Here is a 20,069-nt window from a genome sequence, read left to right on the forward strand (position 1 = left end):
GAATCTATCGTGACAAACAAAAATGGTTTACCGTCAACCTATCAAGTTTTAAAAAATGTAAAAAAGGATACCATTGTTATCAATTAGTATCCTTTTCTTATTACTCCTTGTTTTTCTCATTATTTGCTTTACTATCTTCCAAAATTATAATTTCTACTCTGCGATTTTTACTCCAATTGGCTGGAGTAGTATTAGGAGCTACTGGCTGTGTATCAGCGTAACCGACTGAAGAAAACCGTGATTTATCAAAGTCATTCTTTTCTAATAAGTAACGGATTACACTACCGGCTCTTGCTCCTGATAACTCCCAATTAGAAGGATATCTGTAATTGGAAATTGGTCTACTATCTGTATGACCTTCTACGTGAACAGGATTAGGAATATTATGTAACAAAGAGCTTACTTTATTTAAAAACGGTTTAGCTGATTCTAAAATAGTTGCATCTCCGGAATCAAATAAAATACTATCCTGTAAAACAAGCTCTACCCCTTGATCGGTACGAGTTGCTGTGATCACATTATTCAACTCATTTTCATCCAAATATGCTTCGACTTCCTGCAGCAATTGATCGAGTGAAGAAACGTCAGCATCAGCTTTCTCATCTCGAGCTGTGTTATCATCAAGCTGTGTTGGTGTCTCAAATTCATTGGATTGTTTCCCACTTTCTTCATCGCTTGAATGCTCCGTAGGATGATCCATTGGGACGGCTGATGGATAGAAGTCAAAAATCATCCGATTACGAAATGATTCAGAAATAGCTTCAAACTTCACCAAATCGATTTGAGACATAGAGAATAACAACACGAAGAAAACTAAAATAAGTGTAACCATATCTGAGTAGGTAACCATCCATTTAGGAGCACCTTTTTTCTCAGATCTTCTAATTTCTCTACGCCTCATGGAAGCTCTCCTCCACAAACTCAGCATGTTGTTCAGAAGTTTGCTTTGCTTTTACCTCATTAGAAAGGAAAGCACTTAATTTTTCTTCTAATATTCTCGGATTTTGTCCTGATTGTACTCCAATGACACCTTCAATAATAACTTGTTTAATAAACACCTCTTCTTCGGTTTTACTTTCTAATTTACTTGCCATTGGAATAAACACTAGATTAGAAAGAACCGTACCATAAAGTGTCGTAAGCAAGGCTACAGCCATACTTGGGCCTAGGCTGGCTGGATCTTGTAAGCTATTGAGCATAAGTACAAGCCCTACCAGTGTCCCTATCATTCCCCAAGAAGGTGCATATTCGCCTGCTTTTTCAATTAACTGTCGACCTCGATAATGTCTATCCTCCACCGCAATTATTTCTGCTTCCAGAATATCTTTGATAACCTCAGGTTCTATACCATCTACTGCAAGCAGAATGCCTTTTTTAATGAATGGGTCTTTCACTTCTTCCAATTCATTTTCTAAAGCGAGTATCCCCTCACGTCTAGCACGTTCTGACAAATGGACAAACAACTCAATTAATTGCGGTAGCTGCTGATCATTTTTATGAAAAGCTTCACTTAGTACTTTTCTTGTAAGTTTAATCTGTTCAAATTTAAAGTTTATTAGCATCGAAGCGATTAAGCCACCAATAACAATAAAAATCGATGACAGATCCAAGAATAAATTTGCTGCTTCCGAAGTGCTGCTATTTGTTAAAATAGCAAGCATAATCATTATAAAACCCATGGTAATGCCGAAAGGAGTTAATATATCGCGTTTTCTCATGGCTCTCTCTCCTCAAGAATAGAAATAATTGATCTCTATCTTTTATATCGGCAAACTAATTTATTTTGTTGAGTTTCTTTTTTCGATTCGATGTGGTAATACAACCTTTTTATCTTGAACTTCTTCTTTATTCATATACTTTGTTAACAATCGCATAGCCACTGCACCAATATCATACATTGGTTGTACAATTGTCGTTAATGTTGGACGTACCATTGTTGCTAAGCGTGTATTATCAAAACCAAATACCTCTATATCATCAGGAATGTGATAGCCTTTGTCCTGTAAACCATGAATAACGCCTAATGCCATTTCATCTGAAGCAACAAAAATAGCAGATGGTTTTTTGTTCTCGTCTATTAGCTGGTTTACTGCTTCAATTCCGGAATTATACGAATAATCTCCTTTTACAATTAGCGACTCATCAACACTAAGTGATGCTTCACTTAAGGCACGAGCATAACCTTTATATTTCAATTGATTAATATGTGTTTCTTCTAACCCAGAAACAAATGCGATAACTTCATTTCCTTGTTCAATTAAATAATTTGTAGCCTCATATGCTGCTTGCTCATAATCGATGTTTACTGAGGGCATTTCATGATTATCGTCATACGTTGCTGCCAATACAACAGGTACGGAAGAGCTTTTAAATTGTTTAATATGCTGTTCCGTGATATTTCCGCCCATGAAAATAATACCATCAACTTGCTTTTCCAGCATCGTGTTAATCAATTGAATCTCTTTATCCTCATTTTGATCGGAATTACTTAAGATCATATTGTATTTATACATCGTCGCAATATCCTCTATACCTCTTGCTAACTCAGCAAAAAAGATACTTGAGATATCTGGAATGATTGCTCCGACAGTCGTTGTTTTCTTACTGGCCAGACCTCTAGCCACAGCATTAGGGCGATAGCCTAATCTTTCAATGGTTGCTAACACCTTTTTTCTTGTTGTTGGTTTCACATTTGGATTCCCATTCACTACCCGGGAAACCGTAGCCATTGACACGTTTGCCTCTCTTGCTACATCATATATTGTAACATTCATACATTTTCCTCCTAAAATTGTAGTTATAGATATCGTTCTCCATTTTCTATATAATACTCTACAATGAAAGATTTTTCAAAGCAAAAAAGGCCAAGACTTATAATTGAGCCTTAGCTTTTCTATTCCGAATATTCCGGCAATAACGGTTGTGTAGTAAAAATTCTCTCTCTATAGATTTATAATACCTGCTTATTTCATGCGCTCGGTCATATCCTTCATCTGTTCCATGAACTGATGGAAGGTTGGGATATCCATTTGCTGAGCTGAGTCAGATAATGCAACTGCAGGGTCCGGATGCACTTCTGCCATGACTCCATCAGCCCCAATTGCAATTGCCGCCTTTGCAGTTGGTAAAAGTAAATCTCTTCTTCCTGTAGAATGAGTTACATCAACCATTACAGGTAAATGGGTTTCTTGCTTTAAAATCGGAACTGCGGAAATATCAAGCGTATTTCTGGTTGCTCGTTCATATGTTCTGATACCTCGTTCACACAATATAATATTTGGATTACCTCGAGAAATAATATATTCTGCTGCATTGATAAATTCAGAAATCGTTGCCGACAATCCACGTTTCAAAAGTACAGGTTTATCTACCTCACCGGCGGCTTTTAATAATTCAAAGTTTTGCATGTTTCGTGCACCGATTTGAATAACATCTACATAGTCGAGTGCTAACTCAATATGAGCTGGATTTACTATTTCACTAACCACTGCTAAGTCATGTTCTTTTGCAGCTTTTTTTAATATTTCTAATCCCTCAACACCTAAGCCTTGGAAATCATACGGCGATGTTCTCGGTTTAAATGCACCTCCACGTAGTAATTTCACCCCATTTTCCTTGACCGCTTTTGCAACTGCAGCTACTTGCTCGTAACTTTCAACCGCACAAGGACCCATTACAAACTGGACATTGCCATCCCCAACTACGGCATCATTTATATGAATCACCGTATTATCTGGTTTTTTCTTTCTGGATACGAGTAGTGCTTTGCGATGATCATCCTCTTGTAATTCTAAGCTAGCTTTAAAAATTTCTTTAAAGATATGTTCAATAGTTGCATTTTCAAATGGACCATCATTACTTGAAGTTATTTTGTCGAGCATATCTCTCTCACGCACAGGGTCAAATCGCTTCATACTTTGTTTCGCTTTGATGTCTCCGATTTGCTGCACTAACTTAGCTCGTTCATTAATTAATTCCAGGATCTGCAGGTTAACTTCATCCAAACGATCCCTGACTTGGTCAAGCTTACTCATCTTCTATTCCCCCTACGCCTAGGATTTTTAATAATTAGTGAATATTATAGCTAATTATTTTTTCTTTGTCGATAAAAATGTCAATTTCATGTATAATAATGCGTATTCATAGCCGAAAGCTATCATACTGTTAAACTAATTGCTCAAAAGTGAAACTGTATACAAAAGGAAGTGCTTTTCTCCATGCAAATGCTAGCTGAACCACTTAAGCAATTAATTGCATGATTCACATTACACAAAGCCTTGATGCAGAAAAATTGACGGAAGCATAGATACGGGGTAAAGCGAGACTACACTCGCCAGGTAAATCTTTTGTAGTGGAAGAAGGTCAAAGGCAATCTTTTGAATTGGACGAATAATAAACTTAGTAGAGTTAATATTTTATAGACAATTGTTTTATAATATATGTGTAATCGATTATTCCATGTTTCGTTTCTATAATAATATATATTTCTATCATTTTTTATGAAAGGATATTTTGCATATGAAAGATGTCATATTTGCCTTAGATATTGGTACGCGTTCTGTGACAGGTATTATTTTAAAACAGCTTGATAATTACTATGAGGTCATTGATTATTGTATGCTGGAACATCAAGACCGTTCTATGCGTGATGGACAAATTCATAATGTAGTTGCTGTAGCTAAAACGATCGCGCAAGTAAAATCACAGCTTGAAGCCTCTTATGGTCCGTTAGAAAAAGTTTGTGTCGCTGCCGCGGGAAGAGCATTAATTACGATGGAAGCATCTGCATCGATTAAATTAAAAGACACTCCTATTTCTAATGAAGAAGCAATGAAACATCTAGAGCTAAGTGCTGTTCAAGCTGCATTGGAAAAGATCAGTGGAATTCACAATAAAGCGAATTACTATTGTGTTGGCTACTCTATCCTGCATTATTATATCGATCAGCAAAAAATCGGATCATTGATTGATCAGCAAGGAGATGTAGCAAGTGTCGATATTATTGCTACATTTTTACCTCGAGTCGTTATTGAATCATTATTAGCCGCCTTAACCAGAGCAAAATTAGAAATGGAAGCCTTAACGTTAGAACCAATTGCTGCTATTCATGTCCTTATTCCCGAATCTATGCGGAGATTAAATGTTGCTTTAGTTGATATTGGAGCAGGTACTAGTGATATTGCTATAACCAATTACGGAACAGTAGTAGCGTATGGAATGGTTCCTATTGCTGGAGATGAAATTACGGAAGCAATTAGTGATACTTATTTGTTGGACTTTCCTATGGCGGAAGCAGCTAAACGTACAATTGTTGATGCAAGAGAAGCGAGCGTAACCGATATTCTAGGATTTGAAACAACGATAAGTTATGAAACATTAATAAGGGACATTGCACCAGCTGTTGATAATCTCGCTTCCCAAATAGCTGAAGAAATCCTAACATTAAATGCGAATCCACCTAAAGCAGTTATGCTTGTAGGCGGTGGAAGCCTAACACCAACCATCACAACGGCAATAGCGAGAAAGCTACAGCTTCCGGAAAATCGTGTTGCCATTCGTGGAATTGAGGCTATTAAGCAGCTAAATCCTAGTGAGAAGTTACTTAGTCGACCTGATTTTGTAACACCGATCGGAATCGCTATCGCAGCTAAACAAAAGCCCGTTCACTATGTTAGTGTAAAAGTGAATGAACAAACAGTACGACTATTTGAAATGCGTACCCTAACCGTAGGTGACTGCCTCATTCAAGCTAGAATAAATATTCAAAAGTGGTATGGAAAGCCTGGATTAGCATCCATTGTAACTATAAACGGAAAACAAATTACCATTCCCGGGGAATTTGGTGAACCACCAAAAATTACTTTAAATGGCAGAACCGCTTCTGTAAATGACCATATAAAAAATGGAGATCAATTAGAGGTCACAAAGGGAGAAGATGGACAAGCCGCAAATGTAAGTATTCACGAGTTGCTCGGTGAAATATCTCCATTAAAGATCCATCTAAATGACAATATACATAAAGTGCATCCAATATATATGGTTAATCAACAACCAATGTCAGACGATTATATCGTTAAAGATAAAGATGTCATTCAATGGTATCAACCAAGTCGTCTAGAAGAAATAGTAAAGCTGCTCTCAACGGAGAAACTAAGCGAACTCAAGCCATTTACTATTTATATGAACGGAAAAAGCGTACAATTAAAAAGCGGCGAAACTCAAGTATATGTAAATGGTCAAACAGCAGAATTAAGTCAACAGTTATTTACTGGTGACCATATCCAAATTAAGCATGCAAATCAGCCTAAAATAATAGATTATTTCAAGCAAGAAAACAAGGAATACTTTCAAACGATCACCGTGTTTTTCAATGGAAAGCAAGTTGAGTTAAGAAACCCATTATACATTATCAAACGGGATAAGACTATACTGGATGAAAATACCCCATTATATTCAAATGACAGAATTGAACTACACCCTGTTCAAAAGAAGGAATTTATATTTCAAGATGTGTTTAAATATGTTGATTTAGAGCTTTCAAAAATAAGTGGGAAATTTGAAGTTCTTAAGAATAAACAGCCAGCAAACTTTCATGATCCGATTCAAACCGGCGATGAACTGGAAATTATCTGGTAACCATCACTCTTAACAAGCTGATCATGTCTAGACAGTATGTCCGGATAATTTCTTATACTCTTTTACTACTAATCATGCGTTCTCAAAAAAAGAGAGAAAAGAACCCAGGTCTGTTAAAATGACATGTGCTTGGAAAAATCACGATATATTGTTATCAAAGCCTACTAATCTCTTGAAAAAGAAAACACTTTTTTCGAAGTTCGATGTATCACTGCTGACGTTTCTTTGTCCTGTTAAACGCCACCTTACTTGCCTGTCCTTTGATACTCGAATTTCTAGAGGAACATGCTCTCAGATAGAGAAGTGCATTTGTGGATAACTGAAGTTCAGAAAGCCTAACAAAGAAGTTAACAAAAAGATAAGCAATGATCTCGTACCCTTTTCATGGTTAAGGATCATTGCTTCTATAGATATATTGAACAAATATGTGGCTAAAAAATAATCATTTGACAGTCCAGATATAATTTCAAAAAATTATTTGCTTTTCTTTTCCATTTCTTCTGCTGCTTCTTCCATCGCTTCAGCAACTTCCTCTGCAGCTTTTAAAGCTTCATCTTCTTTTTTGCGCTTATCTTGCAACTTGGATTGAACATTCTTTGTCAGTTCCTTTGTTTTTTCTGATGCTTGCTTCGTGATCTGGGAAGTAGAGTCCATCGCCTTTCTCTTAAGTTCAGAGCCGGTTGTATATGCTTTATCTTTCCAACTATAACCCTTCTCTTGTACGGCATCTTTCCATTCATACGCTCGAAGTTTAGCTTGCTGGGCTCCACTATTAATGTCCTCACGCAGTTCTCTCCCTGTTTTTGGAGCAAATAATAATGCAGCTAAAGCACCAACAGTAGCCCCGATAAATGTTCCGATAATAAAGTCTTTCGTATTGAATTGATTATCTGACATATGGTTTCCTCCTAATCATTATTCATTTGCTGATTTTCTTCCAAAAATCCATTAATGCAGTTCCCCATTTAATCGTCTGAGATGTTTTTTCAGGATCTTTATCTGCAGCTCGTGCCACACTATTTGTTAATTGCTTTAAGGATTGATTAAAGCTATGAAGCGTCTCACCAATACCTTTAGCACCATCAAATAACCCATTTAATTTACTTGATTTTTGGTTCATATCATCTGCAAGCTGATTTGTCTTATTTAACAATTGGTTTGTTTCTTCCGTAATCCCCTGCATTTGTTGATCTAAACTGGATAATGTTTCCGCTACGTTATGTAACGTCTCCCTAGCAGCTTTTAATGTAACAATGATATACACTACCAGAACGACAAAAGCGATTGCTGCTATAATTGCTGAAATATATCCAAGCACTTCCATTTTTTTACAACTCCTTCGTAAAACTGCTGTTTGCCTTATCCTGTGCAATTTATAAAAAAATAGACCCTACAAAATTTTTTTGATATAGCAGTTTTTAATAAATACCCATAAATCAAGTCTTTAAAACTTCTCTTCTCATACAAAATAAATAAACAATTAATTGGAGTAGTCTTTACATAACCAGTTCGACAAAATTTACAAAATTCCTTTATTATCTACAAAAAATAACTTGTAAAAGAGAACTCATTTATCGATAAACCTATAGGGGCAGACGATTATGTGTTTGAGCTTATCCTAGATTAAATCTTATGAAGACCTAATCAACTTATGCACTAACCTGAATAGCATCTTAACACATGTACAACACTGTCCGCTTAAACTTAATTAGAGTCAACACCTGGTACTTAAATGTTATATTGCAGTATGATATTTATTCACTTACTTATACATAAAAATTTAAGCCATATTGAAATAAGCAGCACATTTCCATTACTAACTGAAATGTGGTGTAAATACAATATATGTATTTTGGTCATAAAATGAAAGAGCCTGCTTTCCTTCGTCAGACTCTCTATGAACTACAGGTTACTATTTGATTGCAAGTGTTTCTTCGTAAGCCTGTTGAAATTTCTGAATATCTCCGGCGCCCATAAAAATAAGTACACTATCCGCAAATTCCTTCAGTTCTTCCGTATGAGACAGCTTCAAAATAGAGCTCTGGTTAATTAACTTTTGTAAATCATCTATGGTAAGTTGACCTGTTTCTTCTCTTGCAGAACCGAATATATCACAAAGAAAAACATGGTCTGCTTGAGATAAACTATCTGCAAACTCCTGAAGGAAAGCTTTTGTTCTTGTAAATGTATGTGGCTGAAAAATTGCTACAATTGATTTATTTGGGTATTTCTTTCTTGCTGATTCAATCGTAGCATTTATTTCACGTGGATGATGTGCATAATCATCGATAAGTATTTGGTTGTAGATTTGTTTTTCTGAAAACCTCCGCTTAACTCCAGTAAATGTAGCAAGATGCTTCATATGTTCAGCACCGATTCCTTCATAATGACAAATAGCGATGACTGCTAAAGCATTTAATACATTGTGGTTTCCATACATGGGAATCGTAAATGTTTCATAATACGTATTGCGTACAAACACATCAAAAGTAGTCCCATTTTTCGTTTCCTTAATGTTTTGCGCTTGAAAATCATTTGTATTCGCAAACCCATAGTATACGACTGGAACCTTAGCTTGAATTTGTTGTAACTGTTCATCATCTCCACAAGCTATAATTCCTTTTTTAACTTGTTCTGCCATTGACTGGAATGCTGCAAACACATCATCAATACTTGTAAAATAATCGGGATGATCAAAATCGATATTCGTCATAATTGCATAATCAGGCTCATATTGTAAAAAATGTCGACGATATTCACATGCTTCAAACACAAAATATTTGCTGTCTACATGCCCTTGTCCTGTACCATCGCCTATTAAATATGAAATTGGAAATGAACTGCTTAAAACATGGCTGAGCAAGCCTGTTGTTGATGTTTTCCCATGAGCTCCAGTAACTGCAATACTCGTGTACTGCTTTAACCATTCTCCCAGAAATTCATGATATCTGTAAAATGTTACACCAAGTCTTTTTGCTTCCTTAATTTCAATATGCTCATCGGAAAATGCATTTCCAGCTATAACTGTATAATCTTTCTTAATGTTGTTTTCTGAAAAAGGGTAGATCGGAATATTTTTTTCTTCTAGTGCAGCCTGTGTAAAAAAACGTTTTTCTACATCAGAACCTTGCACTTTTTCTCCTGAATCATAAAGAATTTGTGCAAGTGCACTCATCCCCGTTCCCTTTATACCAATAAAATGGTAAGTTGTCATAAAAGAACCTCCAAATTGACGTAAAAAGGATTCACATATCTTTTTAACTATGCTTATTGATGATAGCTGTTTCTTATTATAGCAAATACAAATACGGATTAAAATAAAATCTACGAAGGAAAAAAGATTTCCTTCTTAATCTCTGTTCTGATTAATATATGACACTCGTTCTAAGCGAGGATTTGGACGATATCTCCTTCCCTCTTTTGCTTCTGGTGTGCCATTTAACAAAACATTATCCCCGGTAAAGCCAATATTAAGCTTAAGCAAACTTCTACCTACACCATACATATCAACTGGTACGCCCAACTTCTCAAACTGAATAATGCGTTCTTCTGTGAAACCGCCACTAGCCATAATTTTTACATGTGTATATCCTTCCTCATCTAAAGCATTTCTTAATGCAAAGATAAGTTCAGGATTTACCCCTCTTGGGTCAAACGTACCCATTAAATGGTGATTTCTCAAAAAATATTTATCGACAAGTGTGCGAGATGTATCCAATCGCACTGATTTTAATTCACTACCAAAGGCTTTTGCGACCTTTAAAGAATCAGTAATAACATCATTATTATAGTCAACAAGTGCTGTTAGCTCATCTTCAGGAAACAATTCGTGATATGCTTTACAAGCAGCAACAACGTCTCCACGAAACATTTGAATTAAAGCGTGAGGCATTGTTCCCATTCCTTCTTTTCCCCACCATTCATTCATTGCATGCGTTGCTTGGGCAGTCGACCCGCCAATAAACGCCGCATAGCCATCACCAGCTTGTTGCGTATAATGATCATCACGGTCTCCCATAAAAATAACAGGTTTTTGTTTTCCGGAAGTTCGCGCAGCTTTTACCACATTGTATACATTCGTAGCTACAGATGTTCTTCTCGAAAGGATTCCATCAATAATCCCCTCTAAATAGCCAAACTGATGATATGCTCCAGATACTGTTAGGACTGATTCATATGGTCTAATTTTGTCTCCATCCTTCAGCGAGTAAATCTCTAATGTTTCAGGGTTATCTGCAAAGGTATGTAGTAAAGCAATTGCTTCATCTGTTCCACATAAAACAGCATCATTCTTTTGAAAAAATTGCATGGTGACCTTGTTATCAGGTAATTTTTTCTCTGCTATTTCTTTCGTTTTTAAAAAATAGACAGCAGAGAACCAGCCTTCTTTGATCCGTTCATCGAATTTGAATGTTCTATTCGTTAAGCGATCAATCTTACCCTTTAGTTTTTGCTCAATTTCTTTCATAATGTTTGTTTTCTCCCTTGGAATGTGATCATTAAACATATCATATAAAAAATTTTGAAAGGAAACAAGAATTACTATTCCACGTTCATCCAAATATTTATTAAAATAGGGAAATTCCATCCTTCCTGTTACCCGCTACCAATACAATAATAGACATAAACATCCAACCCTTTGATTATGCGACATACTAGTTATAGCATATCTTCTACTTGGGATAAAGTAACTAATACTTCCCGAGGCTTACTGCCATTTTGTCCGGAGATAATGCCGCGAGCTTCCAGTGTATCAATTAATCTAGCAGCTCGATTGTACCCTATTTTGAAATGACGTTGCAACAAAGAAGTGCTTGCACTGTTTTGTTCTAAAACAAATAAAATAGCATCTTGTAAAAGTTCATCCTCTTCTTCTTCGCTAGCAACTTGCTTTAATAGTTGCTCCTGCTCAAACAAATAGTTTGGCTCTGCCAGCCCCCTTACATAGTTTGCAACTCGATCAATTTCTTCATCTGATACAAATGGTCCTTGAAGACGAACACTTTTTCCAGTACCATTTTCAATAAACAACATATCCCCTTTACCTAAAAGCTTTTCTGCTCCACTGGTATCAAGAATGGTCCGAGAATCTACTTGAGAAGATACACTAAAGGCTATTCGTGTCGGGATATTCGCTTTGATCAAACCTGTAATTACATCTACAGAAGGACGCTGTGTAGCTAATATTAAGTGAATTCCACAAGCTCTTGCTTTCTGGGCAATTCTACTTATGGCATCCTCTACATCTTGAGGAGAGATCATCATAAGATCAGCTAATTCATCGATAACAATAACGATAAATGGAAGTTTATCTTGTAGCTGGTTTTGTCCTTCCATTTTTTCATTATAGCGCTCAATATCTCGAACTCCTTCATGAACAAATTTTTCATAGCGTTCTTCCATCTCTGCAACAGTCCACTTCAATGCTGCTGTTGCAGCTTTCACATCCGTAATAACAGGGCTGACAAGATGCGGAATACCATTATAAGGAGCAAGTTCCACCATTTTTGGATCAATCAGCAGAAACTTCACTTCGTCGTAATGAGCTTTATATAATAAACTGATTAATATTGTATTAATGCAGACACTTTTTCCAGAACCGGTTGCTCCTGCTATTAATCCATGTGGCATCTTCTGAATATTAGTAATTAGCGGTCTTCCTTCTATAGTTAAACCTAAAGCAATTGTTAATGGTGAGGAACTTTGTATAAATTCCGCTGTTTCAAAAACTTCCTGTAATCCGACCATTTGCGCTTTTCGATTAGGAATTTCAATACCGATCGTGTTTTTTCCAGGAATTGGTGCTTCAATACGAATGTCTTTTGCAGCCATATTCAATTTTAAGTCATCACTTAAATTCTTTACTTTGCTTACTTTTACCCCTAATTCCGGATGAACCTCAAATCTCGTAACAGAAGGTCCTTGCGTAACATTTACAACTTTTGCCCTTACATTAAAATACTTTAACGTTTGTTCAAGTAGTCGTTGCTGTTCTCGCATCCACTGAGTGTCATCTGTTCGACCTTTATTCATATCATTTAACAAATGAATAGGAATAGCTTTTTTCTGTTGATAAACAGCTTCTTTTGTGGTTTTATTTTCCGGATTTGCTTGTTTCTCTTCCTTTTTATGATCGATATTCTTTCTTGTTCTCTCAAATAAATTTTTCTTATCTCTTGGTGTCATCATTACGTTGTAAGGAATAGACCCTTCACTGCTTTTGCGAAGCTCTCTTCGGTTTGAAGCTTTTCTTTTTAACGGTTGATTGGTTGTTGGATTGTCCTCTTGTCTTTTCTTTTGTTCTGTATCTGCCACGAAAGAATTGTCGTTATCCTCATCTGTTCGTTTTTCCATATTTTCAGATGGTTGAGGCGTTTCATTTTTTAAACTCTCGTCTTGTGCAACATCATCTACGACTGTGCCTGCGACCGCTATCTGCTTTATAGTTTTCTTTTCTTCCCTGACTGTCTTTTTAGAATCGTAAACGGTAGCTTCTTTTTTTCTCTTATAAGCAGGAATCCTTTCTATTGTATCTCTTTTATCATCTCGAGGACCAAATCCATATATGGGTGATGGAACTTCCGTTGGTCGAAACGGCGTGTCTGGATCCTTTTTATACACTTTTGTTTCTTTATTTTCACGGTGACTGAATGCCTGACGTTGATCATATGCTAAATCTGTTAATTTTCTTCGTTGATAAGCTGACGCCACTGGTCTATCTCTGTTATCTAGTTCCCTTTTCTGTATCTTTCCCTTATCTACGTAACTATCACGATTCACACTGGACCGACCAAATAGTTCCGACGACTGGTTTTTCTCTTCTCTTACATCCGGAATAATAGGAAAACGAAACGGTTTTTTTGCAGGATATTGATACATCATTTTTGCCTCAAGATGGGATTTCTCTGTATGTTGTTCGTACTCTTCATGCTGTTCTTCCTCGTTGTCTGCAAAAAGACGTTTAATTTTTTTCTTCCAATGATCCCACATATTCACTCACTCTTTCCATTATCTTACTTTTTTATTTTAGCAGGCATATATTGTGTTAAAACCATGTAAACCTAACTTACCATTCCAGCTTATTTTTTTCAAAAAGAAAAGTAATCTCATATATCAAGTTTTGTAACTTTGAAAACACATGCAAGCACTAAGCATAGAAAAACAACCTAATAAAGGTTGTTTTTCTTATTATATAACAAATTCAGTCCCAACTTGGTATGAATCATCCAGCACGTAAATTCCTTTTTCCTTTGGAGCTTTTGGTAAGCCTAATTCCTTTTGAGAACAAATCATTCCATTGGAAGGGACTCCTCTTAATTCAGTTGGTTTTATTTGCATACCGCTTGGCATAGTGGCACCAATTTTTGCTACAACGACACGTTGACCAGCTTCAACATTCGGTGCTCCACAAACAATTTGCAACATTTCCTCACCAACATCTACTTGACAAATACTTAATTTATCTGCATTTGGATGTTTTTGCTTATCCTTGACATAGCCGATAACAAATTTAGGACGAAGATCAAAGTTCAAATCATCATCTAATTGATGCTCCTTAAATAACTCCTGAATTTCCAATAACATTGGCTTCGTTAACGTTATTTTCCCATTCGTTAAAAAAGAAAAATGTGTTGAAGCCTGAAATATATTATAGCCTACTATCTGCTTTGATTCATCCGTAATTCGTACAATATCGCCTATTCTTTCATGCTTAATACTGTAGCGCTCCCCTTCCGTTATCGGTATAATTAGTACATCGCCAACTCCATTTAAATTATAAAATACATCCATGTCATTCACCCTTTTCATTAATCATTCTTTTCTGGTCTATTTTTTGCTAGAATAAAGATTGACTCTAATGTTTTATTTTCATATATCATTGGTAAAGAAGTGATTGGAATTCTACCTTCCGCAAAAAACTTCATTGTCATTTGGGCTAAAATATCATAGCCGGTATTATTTTGCACATCTGCAACAATTAAAACATCTTGATGCGGGACAGCTACGGCAAGTTCACCTTTGCTATTTGCTTTCATTTCTTCTAAAAAAGCTTCGTTTAAAATCCTACTTGCATCATAACCATCCTGGGTTGCGATAAAATAAAAGTCATTATCTGCAACTCGATCATGATTGTAATCAACCGACAACGAACGTAAATTAAATGTAGCAATCTCATCAATACGTTCTGTTGTCCACTTTTCCTCTGCTAATAACAATTCATCAACTAACCGATACGATTTTCCTAAGTCAATTGCATAAAAAACTCTGGTTTCCGCTGTGTGATCTTTGTATACCAAATTTATATTAGAATTCGTTTTAGTTGGGAAAGAAGTGGATCGAATCACCGGATAAATATGCTTCTCCATTCCAGCTAAGTGCTGCTTTTCATTCATAATTCGTAGCGCTTCTTTCACATGTTCCTCAAGCTCATCGATGATGCCTTGCCCTTTTTGGTTATACTTAGCAACTACATTTGGTAATGCAATCGTTATTCCTTTCTTTGTTGACTTCCATTCAACCCGAAAAGAATCTTTATCCCGATTATAAGAAGTTCGTAACTCCGGGTGATTAAAGCGCTCGTCTAATATTTTTTTCAGCTTCAAGCTTGTCATTTGCATTTTGCTCTCTCCTTACATTATGCAGGATGCTATTAACTCGGAAGGTTATTCATAAATTCAACAATTTCTTCTTTGGTTTTACGATCTTTACTTACGAATCTGCCAACCTCTTCTCCAGTGTTAAAAGCAACAAAGCTAGGTATGCCAAATATGGAAAAATCCTGACAAATATCAATAAATTCATCCCTGTCCACTCGGACAAAAGTATAAGATGGAAATTCCGCTTCAATTTCTGGTATTATCGGTTCTATAACCGTGCAATCTGGACACCAACCAGCAGTAAAGTAGAAGACTACCCGATCTTCCTTCATCATTTTCGTAAATTCATCATGTGACGTTAATTTTTTCATTTCCATTCACCCCTAAGCCTATATTTTTCTCTTTTAAGTATCACTGTCTCTTGATATTGTTGCGTTTGTATACCTAGCTAATCACCTTTTTTGGCATCTGTTGTTACTTTAACACTTCCGATAAAATCTTGCATTCCATAAGACTAGTCCTTCTTTTATAAAATTAGCCAACATGACATTTAGTGCTTTTTTCTGTTCTACAGCTTGATACTTTAAATTGCTAATGAACCTTTATTTTGTTATAGAACACCAGATGCTTGTTCATCTTTTTTGAAAAAGAGGTTGTTTTTCATCTTATTTTTAGGCACTATTTGCAAACGTTTTTTTGCTACTTCATTTTTCCTTTTCACCTATATGATCTTTACAGTTACAAACACTTTTACAGTATTCGCTCCAAAAACGACTAATTCAAGTTTTTATATTACCATACATTAGAAAAACTTGGCTTGTCACCAAGTCTTTATGGCGAAAGCGATCGTTTTTCTTATACGATAAAGTGAAACTTCATTCCGTGGAATGCTTTTTACACGGAATGTTAGTACCACAAGGGTATGACCTAAAGGCCCTTGAACCAATCGGGCATTTAGGTGCCGTTTTTCTTTTATGTTCACAATGCATAATAGATTTTAGAATTGAGGAAAGTACGGCACCTTACATGCGGGATAAAACTTAAAAATTTTATACTTTCCTATAGTACAAAAAAACGCCGAGCAGTTCTTTAGGTAGCCTGATTTATCGCCATGAAGAGCTAAGCTATTTCATGATCTATCATACTATGAATGACAATGAATTAAAACGACTTTAACTCATACTGCTTAGTCGAGAAAGTCTCGACAGACCTTTTACGTTTATTTGCTCTAATTATTTACCGCATTAAATTGTTATAATATAGATTTGGCAGAAATAAAAGGTCGGAAATTATGCAGAGCGTGTCTACTACTTGAGAAATGTACACAAAATAGAATTTCTCAAAACCCTATTCCCCTCCATATACGGGAAAAATCAAAAGAACAAGATCGTATGAACAGGCTATCGAATGAAGGGAAATGGCTCTATCGGATAAGAAAAGAAAAAATGGAACGTAGCTTAGCGGATTCAAAAGAACTGCATGGGCTATGACTATGGTATTGTCGTATGCGCTTTAAAGAAATACGAGCGGGCATTATTGACAGCTGTCTTTCAGATGAATGCTCTCCCCCTCGGATAAGTTTTTGCAAATAAATAAAAGGTGAATACCGCGAGACTGCTTCCGGAAAAACGAGCTACCCGAGACCCCGCAGTTGTGGTTTTCCATGAGGAGGCTCAGTCGTTCGTCCGCGCCAAAGCCATTAGTATTCGCCTGAACATGCACAACCAGCTGACTGTTTAGTTTCCGTGTTCTTTCTTACGAATAACGCGCAAGCGCTTGAGACCGGAAGCTAGACAATGAAACTACTTTCAAAAAAGATATCTACCTAAAGAAACAGTTATAAATTCGGTTTAGTTCATAAACAGAAAAAAAGATAATACTTTGCAAACCTCCTTTTTTGTTTTACGATAAGATGTAAGTAAAAGTTAACTGGAGGGGCTGAAATGGAATTAACTGTTTATTTGGCTGGTCAAATTCATGACAACTGGCGCGATGAAGTAAAGCGATTAGCAGAGGAAAGGAAGCTGCCTTTACATTTTGTTTCTCCGCAGACGGATCATGAACGTTCTGATAATGTTGGGGAAGCGATTTTAGGAAAACAGCCAAATTCGTTGTATAAAGATGAAACCGCTTCTAAAATCAATAATTTTAGAACACAAGTGTTATTGGAAAAAGCAGATATTGTAATCGCCTTATTTGGAGAAAGTTATAAACAGTGGAATACTGCTATGGATACAAGCCAAGCTATTGCATTAAATAAACCGACTATTATTATCCGTCCTGAATCACTTATTCATCCCTTGAAAGAATTATCTGAAAAAGCAAATGTTACAGTGGAAACGATAGAGCAAGCATTAGATGTTATTCAGTATATTTATGAGTAATACATGTAAAAGCCTGTAGTATCCGAATACTACAGGCCATTTTTTAGTAACCAGTTGGCGAAATTACTTCTCTCACTTTAAGCCACACTATAAACAAAATACGACTCAGCGATTTTCATACTCCCATTGTCCTCGTAACAATTCAACTACGTGTGCAAACATCTTTTGCCTTGTAATACGTTCATTCGTAAAAATGCCGACTGCTCCTTCCTTTTTTCGTACTAGATACCGCTTGACATAATTATCCATTATATCACCAAGTTCTTTACCTTGAAGCAATTGTTCCGTAATTTCTAAAGGAAGAAGAATACGTGCTCCACTAGCCGCATAAACCTTTTGTTCAGGAGTTACTAAGGCACCCCAATTACATAAAAATAACTGGTTACCAATGAACATTACTCCTCCTTCTAATCCGATTGCAATTGGTGATGGCGTGATATTCATACAGGCTAATGCACGATTAATTGCTCCCCTTTTCGTTTCTTCATCAGAGAATGGTTGTCGCGAGACACCTGAATCTGCATCTAGTTGAGAAATGGAAGCTTCAGGAAATACTTCCTGTACTGCTTTTACTTTTGCTGGATTTAATGAACCAATAATTATATTCATATACTAACTTCCTTTTGAGATATTACTTCTAACTAATTTACTTTTAATGACAGACTTTCAGCACATTCGGATCTCCATTGAAAAAAGTATTTTACTGAATTGGATGTAACATCTAATTACACAGAGCGCTGAATTTGCTTTAATGTTGTTTCATTGAGCATTTTTACAAGTTGAATTAATAATTCCTTTGCAGCCGCATAATCATCTACATGAATAATGGAAGCAGAGGTATGAATGTAACGGGAACAAATACCTACAACAGCAGAAGGAACTCCACTATTTGTTAAATGAACACGCCCTGCGTCCGTACCGCCTTGTGAAACAAAATATTGGTATGGAATATGATTGCTTTCTGCAATGTCCAAAATGAAATTTTTCATCCCTTGATGTGTAATCATGGAGCGGTCAAAGATACGTAACAAAGCACCTTTACCTAGATGACCGAATTCGTCCTTTTTACCCGCAGCATCATTTGCAGGAGAAGCGTCCAATGCAAAGAAGACATCTGGTTTAATTTTATTTGCAGCTACTTGTGCTCCTCTTAAGCCAACTTCCTCCTGAACCGTTGCTCCAGAAAATAATTGGTTTGGCAAAGTCACATCTTGTAATTCTTTTAAAAGCTCAATAGCTAAACCGCAACCATAGCGGTTATCCCAAGCCTTAGCCATAATTTTCTTCTTATTTGCCATCGGTGTAAAAGGTGTTAGAGGAACAATGGATTGACCTGGTCTAATACCAATCCGTTCCGCATCTTCTTTATCGTCTGCACCAATATCAATAAGCATATTCTTTATTTCCATTGGTTTCTTTCTTTGTTCTTCTGTCAAGTTATGAGGTGGAATAGAGCCTATAACTCCTATAACCGGCCCATTATCAGTCATAATTTGCACTCGTTGTGCAAGTAATACTTGATTCCACCAACCACCCAATGGTTGAAAGCGAATCATCCCATTTTTAGTAATTTTGGTAACCATGAATCCTACTTCATCCATATGACCTGCTACCATTACTCTTGGACCTGTTCCCTGTTTCACCCCAAATACGCCACCTAAATTGTCCTGAATGATCTCATCTGCATACTTTGCAAGTTCTTGCTTCATAAAAGTACGAACACGCTTTTCATCCCCTGGAGCACCTTGTAGCTCCGTTAATTGTTGAAAAAGCGATAACGTTTCTTGATTCATATTGTAATCTCCACCTTCGACTTATATGTAATACATTAATTATAACGGAATCAATCAAATAATTTCCAGTTATCTCATTTCTATAACATTTAACATGAGTTGTATATACCTTATGAAAACTTTTTTATTTTCTATTTTTTTACGAATACGATATACTATCTTGTAAGAACATAGAAATAATCGCATGATTTAAATTGAAAGCAAGAGGTGAATGAAAATGGGTATGAAAAAGACAGTTCTTGCATTAGGAGTCGGAATAGCAGTTGGCTACTTTGCTAAGCAGCAACTAGATCAAGTGAAAAAAATCACCCCTGAGAAAGCGTTAAAACAAGCGAAAGAAACCTTTAAGAAACAGGGGCCGATTAGCGGTTCATGGATCTATATGCAGCCCCAAGAAGTAGAAAAAAATGGTTTGCTTTATAATGCCTATCGTGGAGGAGTAACACGTAATCTTGATGGGGAAAATAAGCAATATGAATTCTATGTGGATGTGGACACCGGAGCTGTGATTGATTCTGTTCAAACAGCATAACTGCTCCCTAAGTTAAGCTGTTTGGAATGAGCAGCTTAACTTAGGCTTTATTCATGTTGCCATCCTTATTTTATCCTACTATATCATAATCTATCTGAATCATTTCCCTAGCAAATTCGTCAAACCG

At 36.2% G+C, this 20,069-nt stretch carries 18 protein-coding genes; 4 read left to right on the forward strand and 14 right to left on the reverse strand.

The window, feature by feature from the left end:
- Positions 1–100 precede the first annotated feature (100 nt).
- The 4 genes from motS to JNUCC74_RS12095 form a co-directional block, all read right to left on the reverse strand.
- Positions 101–901: a flagellar motor protein MotS gene (gene motS, locus JNUCC74_RS12080; protein WP_077321384.1), complete on the reverse strand. Its 801-nt coding sequence runs from the start codon at positions 899–901 to the stop codon at positions 101–103.
- Positions 891–1,718, reverse strand: coding sequence for a flagellar motor protein MotP (gene motP, locus JNUCC74_RS12085; protein ID WP_077321385.1), 828 nt, complete (start codon positions 1,716–1,718; stop codon positions 891–893). The genes motS and motP overlap by 11 nt, the downstream gene beginning before the upstream one ends.
- Before the next feature lie 60 nt (positions 1,719–1,778).
- The gene (ccpA, locus tag JNUCC74_RS12090; RefSeq protein ID WP_077321386.1) at positions 1,779–2,774 is read right to left on the reverse strand and encodes a catabolite control protein A; all 996 of its coding nucleotides are present in this window, start codon (positions 2,772–2,774) and stop codon (positions 1,779–1,781) included.
- A 189-nt stretch (positions 2,775–2,963) separates the two neighbouring features.
- The gene (locus JNUCC74_RS12095) at positions 2,964–4,034 is read right to left on the reverse strand and encodes a bifunctional 3-deoxy-7-phosphoheptulonate synthase/chorismate mutase (RefSeq protein WP_454065536.1); all 1,071 of its coding nucleotides are present in this window, start codon (positions 4,032–4,034) and stop codon (positions 2,964–2,966) included.
- Positions 4,035–4,518: 484 nt separating this feature from the next.
- Between JNUCC74_RS12095 and JNUCC74_RS12100 the strand changes: the two genes are divergently transcribed.
- Entirely contained in the window at positions 4,519–6,636 is a 2,118-nt protein-coding gene (locus tag JNUCC74_RS12100; protein ID WP_454065537.1) for a cell division protein FtsA, read from the forward strand.
- 474 nt (positions 6,637–7,110) lie between these two features.
- On the opposite strand, the gene JNUCC74_RS12105 is transcribed toward JNUCC74_RS12100, so the two are convergent.
- The 8 genes from JNUCC74_RS12105 to JNUCC74_RS12140 all read right to left on the reverse strand — a co-directional run bounded on the left by JNUCC74_RS12105 (position 7,111) and on the right by JNUCC74_RS12140 (position 15,604).
- Positions 7,111–7,533, reverse strand: a complete 423-nt coding sequence (locus tag JNUCC74_RS12105; protein WP_077321389.1) for a YtxH domain-containing protein — start codon at positions 7,531–7,533, stop codon at positions 7,111–7,113.
- A 22-nt stretch (positions 7,534–7,555) separates the two neighbouring features.
- Entirely contained in the window at positions 7,556–7,960 is a 405-nt protein-coding gene (locus JNUCC74_RS12110) for a DUF948 domain-containing protein (RefSeq protein ID WP_454065538.1), read from the reverse strand.
- Between the two features lie 588 nt (positions 7,961–8,548).
- A complete protein-coding gene (murC, locus tag JNUCC74_RS12115; RefSeq protein WP_454065539.1) occupies positions 8,549–9,850 on the reverse strand; it encodes a UDP-N-acetylmuramate--L-alanine ligase in 1,302 nt (433 codons plus the stop codon).
- A gap of 135 nt (positions 9,851–9,985) precedes the next feature.
- The gene (locus tag JNUCC74_RS12120) at positions 9,986–11,104 is read right to left on the reverse strand and encodes a nicotinate phosphoribosyltransferase (RefSeq protein WP_077321560.1); all 1,119 of its coding nucleotides are present in this window, start codon (positions 11,102–11,104) and stop codon (positions 9,986–9,988) included.
- A 191-nt stretch (positions 11,105–11,295) separates the two neighbouring features.
- Complete coding sequence (locus JNUCC74_RS12125; RefSeq protein ID WP_454065540.1) at positions 11,296–13,626, reverse strand: DNA translocase FtsK; 2,331 nt, start codon at positions 13,624–13,626, stop codon at positions 11,296–11,298.
- Between the two features lie 198 nt (positions 13,627–13,824).
- Complete coding sequence (gene ytpR, locus JNUCC74_RS12130) at positions 13,825–14,427, reverse strand: YtpR family tRNA-binding protein (protein ID WP_454065541.1); 603 nt, start codon at positions 14,425–14,427, stop codon at positions 13,825–13,827.
- A gap of 17 nt (positions 14,428–14,444) precedes the next feature.
- A complete protein-coding gene (locus JNUCC74_RS12135; RefSeq protein WP_454065542.1) occupies positions 14,445–15,254 on the reverse strand; it encodes a DUF1444 domain-containing protein in 810 nt (269 codons plus the stop codon).
- Positions 15,255–15,286: 32 nt separating this feature from the next.
- Positions 15,287–15,604 carry a thioredoxin family protein gene (locus tag JNUCC74_RS12140; protein ID WP_454065543.1) on the reverse strand — a complete coding sequence of 106 codons (318 nt, stop codon included), beginning with the start codon at positions 15,602–15,604 and terminating at the stop codon, positions 15,287–15,289.
- Positions 15,605–16,498: 894 nt separating this feature from the next.
- Here JNUCC74_RS12140 and JNUCC74_RS12145 point away from each other — a divergent pair.
- Both JNUCC74_RS12145 and JNUCC74_RS12150 read left to right on the forward strand, forming a co-directional pair.
- Positions 16,499–16,723 carry a transposase gene (locus JNUCC74_RS12145; protein WP_454065544.1) on the forward strand — a complete coding sequence of 75 codons (225 nt, stop codon included), beginning with the start codon at positions 16,499–16,501 and terminating at the stop codon, positions 16,721–16,723.
- 453 nt (positions 16,724–17,176) lie between these two features.
- Complete coding sequence (locus JNUCC74_RS12150) at positions 17,177–17,617, forward strand: YtoQ family protein (protein WP_077321397.1); 441 nt, start codon at positions 17,177–17,179, stop codon at positions 17,615–17,617.
- Between the two features lie 105 nt (positions 17,618–17,722).
- Here JNUCC74_RS12150 and JNUCC74_RS12155 read toward each other — a convergent pair whose 3' ends face one another.
- Positions 17,723–18,226 carry a DUF84 family protein gene (locus tag JNUCC74_RS12155; protein ID WP_454065545.1) on the reverse strand — a complete coding sequence of 168 codons (504 nt, stop codon included), beginning with the start codon at positions 18,224–18,226 and terminating at the stop codon, positions 17,723–17,725.
- A 116-nt stretch (positions 18,227–18,342) separates the two neighbouring features.
- The gene (locus JNUCC74_RS12160) at positions 18,343–19,410 is read right to left on the reverse strand and encodes a M42 family metallopeptidase (RefSeq protein ID WP_454065546.1); all 1,068 of its coding nucleotides are present in this window, start codon (positions 19,408–19,410) and stop codon (positions 18,343–18,345) included.
- 217 nt (positions 19,411–19,627) lie between these two features.
- Between JNUCC74_RS12160 and JNUCC74_RS12165 the strand changes: the two genes are divergently transcribed.
- Positions 19,628–19,942, forward strand: a complete 315-nt coding sequence (locus JNUCC74_RS12165; RefSeq protein ID WP_077321400.1) for a PepSY domain-containing protein — start codon at positions 19,628–19,630, stop codon at positions 19,940–19,942.
- Positions 19,943–20,069: the final 127 nt, after the last annotated feature.

The organism is Cerasibacillus sp. JNUCC 74 (assembly GCF_053667775.1).